A 13556-nucleotide genomic window follows, 5' to 3' on the forward strand; every position below is an offset into this window, starting at 1 on the left:
GTCGCACCCAATGCAAGATCGTCACACCCGATGTCAATGTTGCGTCGCAAATGCCGTGCGAGGGCTCAGCCGCTTTGCGGTCAGAAGCGCCGGTTTGAACGGCGCCGCGTCACTTCCGGTGTGCCCGATACCTGAGCCAAACCGCACTTCGCCATCGGGCCATTCAGCGACATATCGGCACCCCCTCAAAACGTTCGCGTACCCGCAGCATCAGTCAGTGCGGCTGACATTTCAGCCCGATGAGCAACGAACATCAGCTAGGCGGCAGCCCGTCATGGCGCGGTTTGGCAGTCCTCTGTGATCCGGTGTACGGTGTGCCGTGGATTGGATTTGCGGGCCATGGTGCAAGAGTGGCCAGTCCGGGTCGAGCGCAGATTGTCGGCAATATTGGCCGCCGACGTGGTTGGCTATTCGCGGCTAATGCACGACAACGAAGAGGTTACCCATACCAAACTTGCAATGCTCCTGACGGAAGCTGTCGGTCCTGCGATTACGGAGCATCGTGGCCGCATCGTGAAGAACACTGGCGATGGGTTCTTGGCAGAATTTCCGAGCGCGGTTGAAGCAGTCCGAGCGGCTGTGCGGTTCCAAACCCGAGTTGCGGAACTTACAATTGGAGACGCGGAAGGCAGTCGCATTGCGTTTCGGGTGGGGGTCAACATCGGCGACGTAATCATCGAACCTCATGACATATTCGGGGATGGAGTAAACATCGCGGCGCGGCTTGAGACCATCGCAGAGCCCGGCGGCATCTGCATCTCGTTCTCTGCGTATGATCACGTCCGAGGCAAAGTCGGCGTCGAGTTCGCCGACATAGGTGAGCAGAGCCTTAAAAACATTGCCCGCCCGGTCCGTGCCTTTGCCGTGGTCTGGGAAGAGCAAAGCCCCGCGACCCATGGTGTGTGCGCAAAGTCGGACACGGCTTCGGCGCCTCACCTGTCCATAGTAGTGCTTCCTTTCACCAACCTCAGCGGTGATCCGGAACAAGAGTACTTCGTTGATGGCGTGACCGAGAGTTTGACCACGGACTTATCGCGCATCTGTGGCGCGTTCGTGATTGCACGCAACACCGCCTTCACGTTCAAGGGCAAAGCCTTGGATGTAAAGAAGCTGGGACGTGAGTTGCACGTCCGTTATGTACTTGAAGGTTCGGTGCAGCGAAGCGGTAACCGCCTCCGCGTGAACGTGCAGTTGGTTGATGCCGAAACGGGCAACCACCTCTGGGCCGAACGCTTTGACAAGCCTATTGCCGACCTCTTTGACATGCAGGATGAAATCGTATCGAGGCTCGCCAACGCGCTCGATGCCGAACTCATTGCCGCCGAGGCACGGCGAGCGGAGCATTTGGTGCATCCAGACACGATGGATTTGGTTTTCCAGGGTAGAAGTTGCTTCAACAGGGGGCTAATCCCCGATTACATGATACAAGCGCGCCATTTTTTCGAGCAGGCTTTGGCGCTCGATCCCGAAAATATCGAGGCCATGGTCGGTTTGGCGCGGGTTGATCAGAACCTTGGAGCTTCCTTGATGACCGACGACCGGTCGGCGCGGCTTGTGGCGGCAGAGACAACCATAGCCAAGGTGTTATCCCTCGCACCGAAACACGCTTCGGCTCACGCGATTGTGGGCGCCGTGCAAATATTTACGAAACGCGCAGCTCAGAGCATCGCAGAATTCGAGCAGGCTTTAGCGCTGGATCACAATTTGGCCCGTGCTCATGCTCTTATCGGCCTTGCGAAACTCTTTCTTGGTCGGGGCGAAGAAACCGAATCTCATGTGAACGAGGCAATTCGCCTTTCTCCTCGTGACACCTTTGCTGCTGAATGGCTGATATACGTCGGCATAGCGAAGGCGCAGTTCGGTGCCGATGCCCAAGCAGTCAGTTGGATGCGTCGGGGGCTCGATGCAAACCGAAACTATTCGATCGCGCATTTCCATCTCGGGGCTGCACTCGCACGGCTTGGCGAACTAGAGCAGGCGCGCACTGCGGTACAGGCGGGACTTGCGCTAGATCCGAACTTCACAATCCACCGGTTCCGCGCTCATGCACCAAGAGACAATCCGATTTCTCTTGCTAGCCGCGAACGCCTCATTGAGGGCATGCGTATGGCCGGGGTGCCGGAAGGATAGCGTGCGTCATGTCAGACCCCACTGGCGGAGGAACGACTCTCATGCCGAGCGAATTTAGATTTTCGGTCTGTGGCGCGACACTCCAAGTGTCACGACATCCACCCGGGACGGCCCATCGTCTGACGCGCGTTTGGCGATGGGTCGGTTCTCGCCGCCTGGCGCTAGCCTTTCCGACCTTTGAAATTGAGAGTGGCCTATTTTGATTTAGGACCCTGTTTGGCCGTGATACGTTAGCTTCCCATGACGGACCAGATTTGTCTTACGGAGGTGCAGAGGCAGACTCCGCAAGTTGTCACTGCCCATCGCGAGAATGTCGAACGCGTAAAGCTGGACTTTCGTGATCATGCTTGTGGGAGTGCAGCGCGTTGAAGTCGGATAAGCCGTCCACCCCAAGGATCACGGCCTCCCCATCGATCACAAAGCGCTTTTGCCGGTTCTTCAGCGCCGCCTGAGCAATCCAGGGATAACGCTTGGTCCGATCGGTGCCGCTGCGCGACAGCAGGCGCGCGCGCTCGTTCTCCCGGATGATTAGCGTCCGGTAGCCGTCGTGCTTCACTTCGTGGATCCAGTCAGGCCCGTTCGGGACCTGCTTGCTGGCGGTAGCCAAGCAAAGCTCGTACGCCGTGCGCATGGATCGAAGATAAGACTTCCCGGTCGGCTTTACCAATCGGGAACAAGTGGCAATCTGGCGAATTGGCTTTCTGCTCCGGCGTTCCCAAAGCCCCCCTGAAGCCGGAGCAGACCCCAACGGCCTCAGCCGCCCAGCTGAGGCCGCTCTTTCGGTAAGCTACATGTCAGCGGGCGTTCTCCGGCCCAGAACAATTGAAAATATAACCAATCCGGCTTTGTTCTCTCTGCGTGTATCCATAAACGGAGCACCCAGAAGAAGGTCATTGGATTCGGCAGTTCCCTGGACCGCGGCTCTAGGCGCTGGCTACCGATCTTAGCTGCCCGTGATTGCAAGCCGCGGATTTCCGCGATCGAAGTCGGGCCGCACGTCGGCACCTCGACTGCCACAGCCTTGGCAGACGAACCGAGGTTCGATGTCCGACAGCCGCACCTCGTCCGGCCACCTGGCACTGTCCAAGGCGACATGATGGCCGCAGTGGCAGTAGACCAGAACCCCGCGCAAGCCCATCGCGCGCATCTGGCCGAACGTGATCTTCATCTGCCGGCCATCGGGGTGGGTGGGAGTGGCGCGTTTAGGGCGCAGCACGCGGCCTCTCCCAGCCAATGATCCGGCCGCCCCAAATGACCTCTAGCGATTTGGTGCTCATGCGAGATAGATTCCGCGAGGAGGCTCAAGAGGCAAGCCGCTAGATTTTGCGACGGAGCCGAGACCGCATACCTCAACTCGGTCAAGCGCGACACTGAGCCTATCCGCTCCAACTATCGTACGTGATTCGGCTGGTTCGCCGCTGCGGCGCCTACCATGTTTTGCTCAGTGCCGCATGTTGATTTCGCTCTGCGGTTGCGGTTCTATACGAGCAATATTCTTGTTTGGGGGATATCTTAATGCGCGTTCTGGCCATCTTGGCGCTTAGCTTGTCGTTGGGCGGATGCCTCACTAGCGAGCAACTTATTGCGGAACGCAATGCCAAAGACGATCAAAAGTGTCAGGGCTACGGGGCTCGGCAGGGCACCGATGCCTACGTAAATTGCCGTGCTCAGTTAGATAGCGCTCGCACGACGGCGATAGCTATTGACAGCGCGGCGCCGGCGCAAACTACGGTGGTCGTGCAGTCCCCTAGCGTGCCGACACCCATGCCCTCGACAGTCCCCGGGCAACGCTGCACTTCGCGTGGGCCCTTCTGCTAAGGCAAAGATCATGGCGGTTCTATCTCGCTTGCGGCAGTTACTCCCCGCAAACCTAAAAGATTTTTGATAAAGCGAATTTCGCTTGCTCCGTCGGGCAAAACAGGAGTTTATAGGACGCTGGCTTCAATCAAGAGGGGACCAGCGCAATGGCCGGCGAAATCGATACCTTTGATCTTGCCAACATCGCAAAGCTCAATGGAGACTTCAGGAGGAACTACGGCACGCTATTAGGTGCGTTCCTCTATCTGCGGTCGATCAGTGCAGCGCGCCGTACATCGAGTTGGGGCGGATTGATCGTGGCCCTTGCGACAGCCATTCTGACCTGGGTGGTGAAGTATGGGTGCTCTTGGAGTAGCCCGTTCTAAGACGTGAACTTCACGCCGCTCGCTGGCCGTCGTAAATTGCCTAGGCGCAAGGTGAGGCGACGTCCGATGATCAACGCGCTCATTCCGCACAAAGTCTCTTTACCCAAAGCACAGCGGACGCTCTGCGCTGCGCAATACGTTAGAATGTCGACGGACCACCAGCGCTACTCGATCGAAAATCAAGCTGCGGCGATTGCGACCTACGCGCAAGCGCGCGGACTAGAGATCGTGCGAACTTATCGCGACGACGGCGAAAGTGGTCTCGGGATCAGAAACAGACCGGGTTTGACCAGTTTGATTACGGACGTCCGTCAAGGCCGCGTGAATTTCGATCACATCCTCATCTACGACGTCAGCCGCTGGGGGCGCTTTCAAGACATTGATGAAAGTGCTCACTACGAATTTATCTGCAGGGAAGCAGGAATGACGGTTTGCTATTGCGCAGAGCAATTTGAGAACGATGGGAGTGTCATTTCGGGCATTATTAAGAACATCAAACGGGTGATGGCAGCTGAATACAGTCGAGAACTTGGGGTCAAGGTGCACACTGGCGCGTGCCATCTCTCAAGGCTTGGCTTTCGACAGGGCGGCCACCCGAGCTTCGGACTTCGCAGAGAACTGATTGATGAAAACGGCCGATCCAAAGGAATAATGGAGACCGGTCAATGGAAGTCGCTTCAAACCGACCGCGTTATCCTACGTCCAGGACCGCAACACGAAATCGAGATGGTGAGGCTAATATTTGATTTTTTCGTGAAACGTCATCTTACCGAGACGAAGATTGCGCGGGAGCTCAATCTTGGTGATGCCCGCAATCGGGGACGGCCATGGACCTTCGCCCAAATCCACTACCTGCTACAAAACGACAACTACATTGGCACCAATCGTTACAATCGCCATAGTGCGAGACTGCGAACAGTCCGAAAAGAAAATCCTCCGGCAGATTGGATCAAGAAGGAAGACGCTTTCGAGCCAGTAGTCGACAAGGAAATTTTCGCGAAGGCGCAGCAGATACTTGAAGATCGACGACACTGCTGGGGGGTGTCCGATGAGGAAATGCTCAAGCGATTGAGGGTCTTGCTTCACCGAAGAGGGCGGCTGAGTAGGGACATTATCAATGAGACAGAGGGTATACCTAGCTCGGTAGCATACCTGACGCGTTTCGGCAGCTTGAGGGCGGCTTATCGCCTGATCGGCTACAGTCCTAAGCGAAGCTACGAGTACGTCGAGTCTCGAACCGTTCGCCGCGATATGGTCAAAGCCCTAGCCCGAAAGATCGCGGCGTGGCTCGCCAAATCTGGCGAGGATGTCAGGCTCAATCAAGCTCATCAGATACTCAAGATTCACGCCGTCGCAATATCCTTTCGCGTGGCGCGCAGTCGGCTTTCTCATGGTGCGACACATCCGAGTTGGGTCATCATACGTGGCCGGCATCTTCCTCCCGGCCTGATCGTCGTGGTTAGGTTGAATGAGGGTAATCGAGAGATAAAGGACTACCTCCTGATGCCTGCGTCTCAATTGGTTGGTCGCGAGTTGCGCTTCAGTGAGAGAAACCAGGAGCGTTTTGGGTTGCGACGATATGGGACTGTCGCCGGAATAATGGAAACGATCAAGCGACGCTTAAGCAACTTGGCTTTTCTGACCAAGCCGACGGCATCTGATCTGGATCGGTCCACAGAAACTACGCAGTAGTGATCGGTCCGAACCAGGCAGTCAGCGCCTCCGCAAGTCCCCGTTCGCTCCCATCTCCTACCCAGGCCACATGGCCGTCCGGCCGCACTAGCACGGCGGCGGGCGCGGCGACATCGCCGATGGCCGGAAGCTGCCATGGGCCGTCATAGTCGCCATCGACAATAGTGATGCGATCGGCCCAGGGCGTTGCCCTGACGCTGCTGCGCTGTCCGAAACTGAGCAGCACGCCGCGCGCGCCGTGCAGCAGCGTGAACAGTTTGAGCGGCCGGCCGTCGACCATAAAATCGAGATCGGGCATGCGGCGTCCGAGCAGCGCGTGGTCTGCGCCGAGATCATAGCGAATGTCGAGCCCGCTCATCATCGCGCCAAGACGCTGTCGCGGCTCGTCCATGGCGAGCAGCTCGGAGATCACCTCGCGCGCGGCCTTGCGGCCGTCGTCGCCGCGGCGGAGCAGGGCGATCTGCGCCATGGTGTTTTTCAGCACGCGTGCGGCCACGGGGTGGCGCTCGTCGTGATAGGTGTCGAGCAGGCTCTCGGGCGAGATGCGCTTGACCACCTGCGCCAGCTTCCAGCCGAGATTGACCGCATCCTGCACACCGAGGTTGAGGCCCTGGCCGCCCACGGAGTGGTGGATGTGCGCGGCATCGCCGGCGAGCAGCACGCGGCCCTTGCGATAGGACTTCGCCTGCAGGGCGGAATCGGTGAAGCGGGAGATCCAGGCGGGGTTCTGCACGCCGAAATCGGTGCCATAGACTGCATTGAGGGCCCCGCTGAGATCGCGCAAGCCCGGCTCGCCGCTGCGCGCGAGCGTTGCTTCCGTCACGACGACCAGCACGCGCCCGCTCTCGGTCTTGCTGAGTCCATGGAAGCCGAGCGCGTCGTGGCGCAGGCCGAACCTAGGGGCCTCGCGCATCTCGACCTCGGCCATGAGATTGCTCAGCGTCGGCTCGAAACCGGCGAAGTCGATGCCGGCCGCCTTGCGCACCACGCTGCGGCCGCCGTCGCAACCGACGAGATAGTTTGCGCGCAGCACCTTGCCGCCCGAGAGCGTGACGTGGACGCCGGCCTCGTCTTGCGCAAAACCTGATACCTCGGTGTCGCGATAGACCGCGACCCCGAGCTCGGTGGCCCAATCGGCCAGGATGCGCTCGATGTGGGCCTGTCGCAGCGCGAGCCCGTAGGGATGCCGCGTGGGGAGGTCGCTGATGTCGAGCCTGGTCCAGGCGAAACCCGCGAGCTGGGTGATCTGGCCCTCGCGCAGGAAGCGTTCGGCGATGCCGCGCTGATCAAGGATCTCGAGCGTTCGCGCATGCAAGCCGCCGGCGCGGGTCTCGACCAACGCTTGATCAGCGCGCCGCTCGATCACGGCGACGTCGATTTTGGTGAGCGCGAGCTCGGCGGCCAGCATCAATCCGGTGGGGCCGCCGCCGGCGATGAGGACGGCATGATCGGCGCTCGCCGCGGCGCGCGCGCTGGTGCGATGGACCTCGTGGTTTGAACGCGACTTTGGAAGCAATACGGGCATGTGACCCCTCGATGTCGTTGGCTGGGTCACGGGTTCTACGGCAGGAACAGGGGCTTGAAGCAAGCCCGTTGCGCGCCACATATCAAACTGGGAGGAAGGGCGCCTTCTTCCGCGTTCGCCGCGACGGGCAAAACACCGGCACAATGGCATCATCGAAAGAGTTCGGTTCAGCTCGCGCGGGAACATCCGCTGCGGGCTTTTTCTTTTGGCAGCTGTCTTCTGCCTGCGTTCAGCTGATCCGCTGCATGACGCCGGCGAGTTCCTCGAACGAGAACGGCTTTCTGATCATCGGGAGGCCGCCGCGCCGGGGCTCGCGGCCGGACAGTTGCAGCACCTTCAGCTTAGGACGGACGCGTCTGGCTAACTCGGCCAGCTCATGACCGTCCATGCCGGGCATGCTGATATCGGTGATGAGAATGGAGATGTGTTCGTTCTGTTTTAGCCGGTCGAGCGCGTCCGCGCCGCTTTGGGCGCGGATGACTTGGCAACCGAGACCCTCCAGCATGTCCCCGATCGCGTCAAGGACTGCCGGCTCATCATCAACAACCAGAACAGTTTCGCTCATCTCGCGAACGTTCCTTCAATCACGAAAATCAACGCGCTTCTCGCCAGATAGGTTCCAAGCCAGCCTAATCGTCCCTAGACAAATCGCCGGGCTTGGTGGGGATGTCGATAGTGCCGCCTTCTCCGTGCACGAGGTCGCGACCTCCGTCCTTAAACTCTTCGGACTCCTCGATGATCGACTCCTGAGATGCGCCTTTGCGGTCGATGTTAGGTTTTGCACCGGACTTATTGCGCGATGGATTGGGTGTTGTCATGGCCGATCCTCCAGATCATTCAATGTTTGCTCGGCCATTTCGTTCGGTCAGATGACGCGTTCAGCTATACTTGAGGCTTCATAAGTTGCCGCGGAAGCACGAGCACTACATTGATCTGGCGATTGAGGATCTTCGAGGCGACGATGGAGATGTGAAGCGCGAACTCGTCTTCCATTTCTGCCGCCGCATCTTCGTCTTGGGCGTAGACGTAAAGGACATCGCCATCCACTTCGTCGAACCGGACGGCTCGAAAGAGTCGATCGAACCGGTCTGCACCGACAATCAGCGCCATTCGGGCAGCTATCGCCTGGTCTTGGATTTCGGTCACAATCATGGCTAGGCGAGCCTAATCTCTGCTACCACAGTCCACTGGAAAGACTTGGTAGAATTGGCCCGGCATGGCCTGCGTGAACACAATCTCCAATGCCACGATCTCCCTATATCCCTTGATTTGGTCGCCGGTATTGATGAGGTCGACCGCGGTAAGCCCTTTGCCGGTATCAAAGTTGGAGGCGGGAGCACCGGGAATGCGGATGAGGCCCTTCAGGGCAGGCCCTCGGGTCTGGATGACGACTTTGATCTGTGGCGCCGGTCGGACGGAGAGCCGCTCCGACCGGAAGTCGATCCTTTGCCATTGATCGAGATCTCCCGCTGCTTGCGCCCAATACGTGGGGGCTGTCGCCGGATCGACGGCGGCGCCAGTAGGGACGTTGCGCGCCACTAGCCCGATGATGAGCGCGACTACACCGATACTTGAGTTAACGAAGAACTCGCGCCAGCGGCCTCTATCGACTTGCGGTACCTTTGGCAGCATGCGAGCGATCCATCAATGACCGGATAGTTGCTCCTTTGACCGCAGCATCATCCGATCCCGTGGCAACGTTCTCGGGTCTACAGTGTGTGGACGGCGGATTGCCACATTGACGCGCAAGCGCCTCCCAGCCCACGCACTTTCCAGACTGGTTCCGATATCCTGGGCCACCATTGTCTCCGCAGGCCGCAACTCCAGGCATGCATGCGCTCGAAAGGAAAGCGGCGGCAACAGCAAATATCTTCAGAGAGCGTACCATGCTATCCGAGCGACCAAACCGTCTCCCCGGCTGTCATGCAGCCAGCCAGCGTGGTGCAGGCGGCCGCCATCACCAAAATGCGCATGCTAAAAAATCCCCCGTCGAGAGCACCATGCAAGCGCAACTGCTGCGGGAGAGCAAGTGGAGTCTGCGCGCGCCCGGACGGAATCCGTCGTCAAAAAGGCCTAAGCAGAGCCCGCATACTAAGCCGCCCGCGCGATATCTGTAGAAGGGCGGGCGTCCAAAGAAGGAGGTAGACGCCCGGCGGTAATCTTGGCCTCAAGCTAGTCGCAGAGGCGGCAGGTAGGGTTCGGAACAGTTTGCCACATACGGAAATCCGAACTGTTTCGTGAACGGTGATGCGGCCCGTGCTGCCCCGGCGCGATGGGTAGTTTCTATTTCTGCTGCCGCGTTGAGTCGCGCGGTATGCGCAATCGAAGTGTTCGGCCCGAGACGGCTTACGCTCCCTAAGCCCAGTGGAGAACAGGCGTTGAGGCCGATCTCAAAGCCCGCCAGAGTGACCAGCATCTTGCGCGATCGCTGGTTGTAGTGGTAGCGTTGCCCGCTTTCTGGGCAAGGGGGCGATGTTGAAACGCTACTTTCCGGCCATACTTCTGGCCGGGCTTTTGGTTGCTGCATTGCAACCAGTTTACTTTTTGCTGATGTCGAACTTGGACCGGGTGATCTCTCACGAAAGGACGTGGGAGCACATCCGAGACGCTTTCGATTCAGGCGTTCTTGAGACGAGTTTTCATTCTAAGAATTTCTGGATCACCGGCGGGGACCGCTTCACGGACTGCTATTCGCTCGGGATAGGGCTCCAGCCAGGCGTTGACGCGGCCGCAGCGGGAATCACGGCTTCTAGACCCGTTTCTGAGCGGCATTCCTGTGATGATCTGAAGGCGGCCGCTGCTGACCCAACGTCCGTCACATGGCACCGGTACTCTCGCTATTGGCATGGCTACCGGCTCTACGGTGCACCGCTGGCGTCGGCTTTTCCAATCCTGGTGCTCAAGCTTCTAAATCTGCTGGTTCTGGTGGTTTTGGCTGTCTTCTTCTGTTCTGAAGCGGCCAAGCTGATCGGTGTGGCCGCGACGATTGGACTATGCGCACCGGTGTTATTCATGTCTGACTTCGTGCGCATCTGGCAAATTACGCCACATGCCATTAGTACGGCCGTTATCCTAGGAGGCGCCGCCATCTTCGCCGCCGCGATCAGGAAGCGGGCGGCGGACCTTGTCTTGATTGTGATGGCGGCCGCCTTCGGCACACTTTTCAATTTCGTCGACTTCTTGGTCAACCCGCCGTGGATGCCGATGCTATTGGCGTTCTTTCTTGTCGCGGCTGGTCGCGGCGCTCCGATCGCTTTGATCTGCGTCGCGACTTGGTTTTCGGCCTATGGCGCTACCTGGGTAGCAAAATGGGTGGCAGCTTTTATCGTCGAGCCATCGTTCGATATTAAGACTGACGTCATCGATACCGCCCTGTTCAGGATTAGTGGTGCCAACGTCAAGGTATGGCATTTCCCACTTGCGGCGACGGCTAAGGTCTTCACCAACGCATTCTTGAGTTGGGGGATGCTGATACTTCTGCCGGTACTGTTGATCTTCCGCTTACCACTGCGGCGACCTCCACTGGCGTTGGCTTGGCCGGCCCTGATCCCTATCGTGTGGTTTGAGATTTTGAGCAATCACAGTCAGATCCATGCGTTTTTTGTATCGAGAAGCGCAGCAGCGGCGATCGGCGTTGTAGCGGCCGCGGCCCTTATGGCGGCCCGCGTGACGGACGCTAGGCAGATCTTCGTAGCGGCGCGCCGATGGTCGTCGCGAGACGGCTTTCGAATGCGAGAGATTCAATGAGCCTCTCGCAGCTCAAGATCGCCGTCTTGGTGCCATGCCACAATGAGGAGGCGACCGTCGGCACGGTCGTGAGAGATTTCCGTAGCGCCTTACCCGGTGCCGAAGTCTACGTCTACGAGAACAACTGTGCTGATCGCACTGCGGCGATGGCGGTGGAGAGCGGGGCGGTGGTGCGCAGTGAGCGCGCCAAGGGAAAGGGACATGTGGTCCGGCGGATGTTCGCCGACATTGAGGCCGACATCTACGTCCTTGTCGATGGCGATGCTACCTATGACGCATCCAGCGCACCGTACCTCATTCATAAGCTCATCGCCGAACAGTTAGATATGGTGGTTGGCGTTCGTGTGGATCAATCCGAGGCAGCGTATCGGCGCGGCCATCGGACTGGGAACCGGATGCTGACAGGCCTTCTATCGCTGATCTTCGGGCGAGCCTTCAAAGATATCCTATCAGGCTATCGCGTCTTTTCACGTCGGTTCGTGAAGTCCTTTCCAGCGCTGTCGAACGGATTCGAGATCGAGACCGAGTTGGCCGTGCATGCGTTGGAATTGTCGTTGCCAGTTGGAGAGCTCGATACGCTCTATTTTGCGAGGCCTGTCGGGTCCCGTTCTAAGCTCAACACCTGGAGAGATGGGATCCGTATCGTTGCCACGATGCTGAAGCTATACCGGTCGGAGAGGCCCCTTCATTTTTTTACCTGCATCGCCGTAGGGCTAGCAACAATGTCGATTGGGTTTGCCGTACCGATCATCATCACGTTCCTGGAAACCGGATTGGTGCCGCGGCTCCCCACGGCGGTATTGTCAATGGGACTGATGATCATGGCCATGCTGTCGGTTTCTTCGGGCCTGATCTTGGACACCGTCACCCGCGGTCGTCGCGAGATGAAGAGGTTGGCATATCTGGCCCTCGGCGTGCCGGTGTCCTCACGTGCCGCCAGGTTGTTTAGTTTGGAGAGTCCAGACGAGGTGGTCTGCCTGCGGTCTTGAAGACCGTCGCTCCTTTGGGGGCGCGACTCCTCACAACTCTCCGCCAAAGGGCCGGGTTCAGGTGAGCTGGGTCGCGTGGTTGTCTTTGGTGCAGGACGCATCGCTTGAGCCCGAGCCGGCTAGCGTGTCCAGCTTTGATTGCTCCTCGCTCAGGCGCCTTTCGACAAACTGCCGCTCGAACTCCGTCAGAGTGGTTTGCAACAAGAAACGATAGCGTTGAATATTGTTGCGATGCGCACGGACCAATTGGTCGTCAATCATCGTCGTCGTCTTCCTGTGACTGACATACCAATCCATCGCAAGAGCGTAGAATCCGCGGCCCCGCTCCTCCACGGTAGTGAGCTTTTCTCTTCCGATCTGTGAACCAGTTCACAACTGCCATCAATCGTTGCCAGATCGCGTAGCGGCTTATGTCGAGCGCGATGGAATCGACTGTGGATGGGCGGCTGATATGGGACCGGCTGCAGCTCGACGCAGCGTTCACGCTGCACCATCCCGTCCTCACGCCTACGTAGCGAGCAGCTTCATCACGCGACATGCCCCGCGGGGGGTTATGCGATTTGATCGGGCCAGAGGGTCATAACTGGCGAATAGCATGGGCGCAGCGCATCTAATGTTGACAATTTACAATAGCAATTCTTTGCACAGAAAGTAGTAGTTGCATCCCCTCCGCGGTTGCGCTTCAATGCTCCCATTTAGGGGGCGTTCATGTTTCTTCGCCATTGCACACTGGCGGCCGTTTTGGCCGTCGTTCTCGCCGGATGTCAGACGGCCGCGCAGGCGCCGAATACCGCAAGCGGAAAGCCGGAAGTCACCATCCGCGCCACGACTGCCGCGATCAAGGCGAGGCTATTGTCTCTCGCACTGGACAAGCGCTTCAACGTGACCAAGGATACCGAGTATCTGCTGCAGGTCGAAAAGCCATCCGAAAACTTTGGGGCAGCCCTGTTGCTCGGCTCCAAATATGACGGGATCCCTGCCGAGCGGATCGTGTTCACATTTGCCCCGATCGGTGACACGACCCGTGTCGTCGCGGCCGGCATGTTCGTTACCAATCCCGGTTCGGCCTTCGAGCGCATTACTCCGGTCAACGGTGGTGAAGGCGCCGTGCGGACGCAACAGACGCTCGATGAGCTTAAGATTAGCATGGAAACGCCTGCACCGGCCGCATCGGTTGCTGCCGCTCGCAAGCCCGCAAAGCCGGCGACGTAGAATATGACCATCCCCCTTTACCCTTCCGAATCCGAAATTGCCGTGCTCGTGCTAGGTGCCAAGCGGGCCCGCGAGTGG

Annotated in this window: 14 protein-coding genes; 6 read left to right on the plus strand and 8 right to left on the minus strand. The window is 58.7% G+C overall.

Translation table 11 applies throughout. The features are described from left to right. Window positions 1-339: 339 nt before the first annotated feature. A complete protein-coding gene (locus XH96_RS17985) occupies window positions 340-2130 on the plus strand; it encodes an adenylate/guanylate cyclase domain-containing protein (RefSeq protein WP_194393626.1) in 1791 nt (596 codons plus the stop codon). A 292-nt stretch (window positions 2131-2422) separates the two neighbouring features. Here the strand turns inward: XH96_RS17985 and XH96_RS17990 are convergent, their stop codons facing one another. Both XH96_RS17990 and XH96_RS17995 read right to left on the minus strand, forming a co-directional pair. Then, window positions 2423-2737 (minus strand): hypothetical protein, encoded by a 315-nt coding sequence (locus XH96_RS17990; RefSeq protein ID WP_246790120.1) that lies wholly within the window; start codon window positions 2735-2737, stop codon window positions 2423-2425. A 336-nt stretch (window positions 2738-3073) separates the two neighbouring features. Beyond that, window positions 3074-3346, minus strand: coding sequence for a hypothetical protein (locus tag XH96_RS17995; RefSeq protein WP_194393628.1), 273 nt, complete (start codon window positions 3344-3346; stop codon window positions 3074-3076). A gap of 748 nt (window positions 3347-4094) precedes the next feature. Between XH96_RS17995 and XH96_RS18000 the strand changes: the two genes are divergently transcribed. After that, window positions 4095-4313: a hypothetical protein gene (locus tag XH96_RS18000; RefSeq protein WP_194393629.1), complete on the plus strand. Its 219-nt coding sequence runs from the start codon at window positions 4095-4097 to the stop codon at window positions 4311-4313. Between the two features lie 66 nt (window positions 4314-4379). Continuing rightward, a complete protein-coding gene (locus XH96_RS18005; RefSeq protein ID WP_194393630.1) occupies window positions 4380-6005 on the plus strand; it encodes a recombinase family protein in 1626 nt (541 codons plus the stop codon). Here the strand turns inward: XH96_RS18005 and XH96_RS18010 are convergent. The 5 genes from XH96_RS18010 to XH96_RS18030 form a co-directional block, all read right to left on the minus strand. Beyond that, a complete protein-coding gene (locus XH96_RS18010) occupies window positions 5995-7530 on the minus strand; it encodes an FAD-dependent monooxygenase (protein WP_194393631.1) in 1536 nt (511 codons plus the stop codon). The two genes, XH96_RS18005 and XH96_RS18010, sit on opposite strands and share 11 nt — an antisense overlap. Before the next feature lie 229 nt (window positions 7531-7759). After that, a complete protein-coding gene (locus XH96_RS18015) occupies window positions 7760-8095 on the minus strand; it encodes a response regulator (RefSeq protein WP_194393632.1) in 336 nt (111 codons plus the stop codon). A gap of 64 nt (window positions 8096-8159) precedes the next feature. Continuing rightward, window positions 8160-8348 carry a hypothetical protein gene (locus XH96_RS18020; protein ID WP_194393633.1) on the minus strand — a complete coding sequence of 63 codons (189 nt, stop codon included), beginning with the start codon at window positions 8346-8348 and terminating at the stop codon, window positions 8160-8162. Between the two features lie 64 nt (window positions 8349-8412). Further along, the gene (locus XH96_RS18025; RefSeq protein WP_194393634.1) at window positions 8413-8682 is read right to left on the minus strand and encodes a hypothetical protein; all 270 of its coding nucleotides are present in this window, start codon (window positions 8680-8682) and stop codon (window positions 8413-8415) included. Window positions 8683-8694: 12 nt separating this feature from the next. Next, entirely contained in the window at window positions 8695-9162 is a 468-nt protein-coding gene (locus XH96_RS18030; RefSeq protein WP_194393635.1) for a hypothetical protein, read from the minus strand. An 840-nt stretch (window positions 9163-10002) separates the two neighbouring features. Between XH96_RS18030 and XH96_RS18035 the strand changes: the two genes are divergently transcribed. Continuing rightward, window positions 10003-11277 (plus strand): hypothetical protein, encoded by a 1275-nt coding sequence (locus tag XH96_RS18035; protein WP_194393636.1) that lies wholly within the window; start codon window positions 10003-10005, stop codon window positions 11275-11277. After that, complete coding sequence (locus XH96_RS18040) at window positions 11274-12266, plus strand: glycosyltransferase family 2 protein (protein ID WP_194393637.1); 993 nt, start codon at window positions 11274-11276, stop codon at window positions 12264-12266. Before XH96_RS18035 ends, XH96_RS18040 begins: the two co-directional genes overlap by 4 nt. Window positions 12267-12323: 57 nt before the next feature. Here XH96_RS18040 and XH96_RS18045 read toward each other — a convergent pair whose 3' ends face one another. Then, complete coding sequence (locus tag XH96_RS18045; RefSeq protein ID WP_246790121.1) at window positions 12324-12527, minus strand: hypothetical protein; 204 nt, start codon at window positions 12525-12527, stop codon at window positions 12324-12326. A gap of 447 nt (window positions 12528-12974) precedes the next feature. Here XH96_RS18045 and XH96_RS18050 point away from each other — a divergent pair, with 447 nt between their 5' ends. After that, complete coding sequence (locus XH96_RS18050) at window positions 12975-13478, plus strand: hypothetical protein (protein WP_194393639.1); 504 nt, start codon at window positions 12975-12977, stop codon at window positions 13476-13478. Window positions 13479-13556 lie beyond the last annotated feature (78 nt).

This window comes from Bradyrhizobium sp. CCBAU 51765, from assembly GCF_015291725.1.
Taxonomy (GTDB): Bacteria; Pseudomonadota; Alphaproteobacteria; order Rhizobiales; family Xanthobacteraceae; genus Bradyrhizobium; species Bradyrhizobium liaoningense.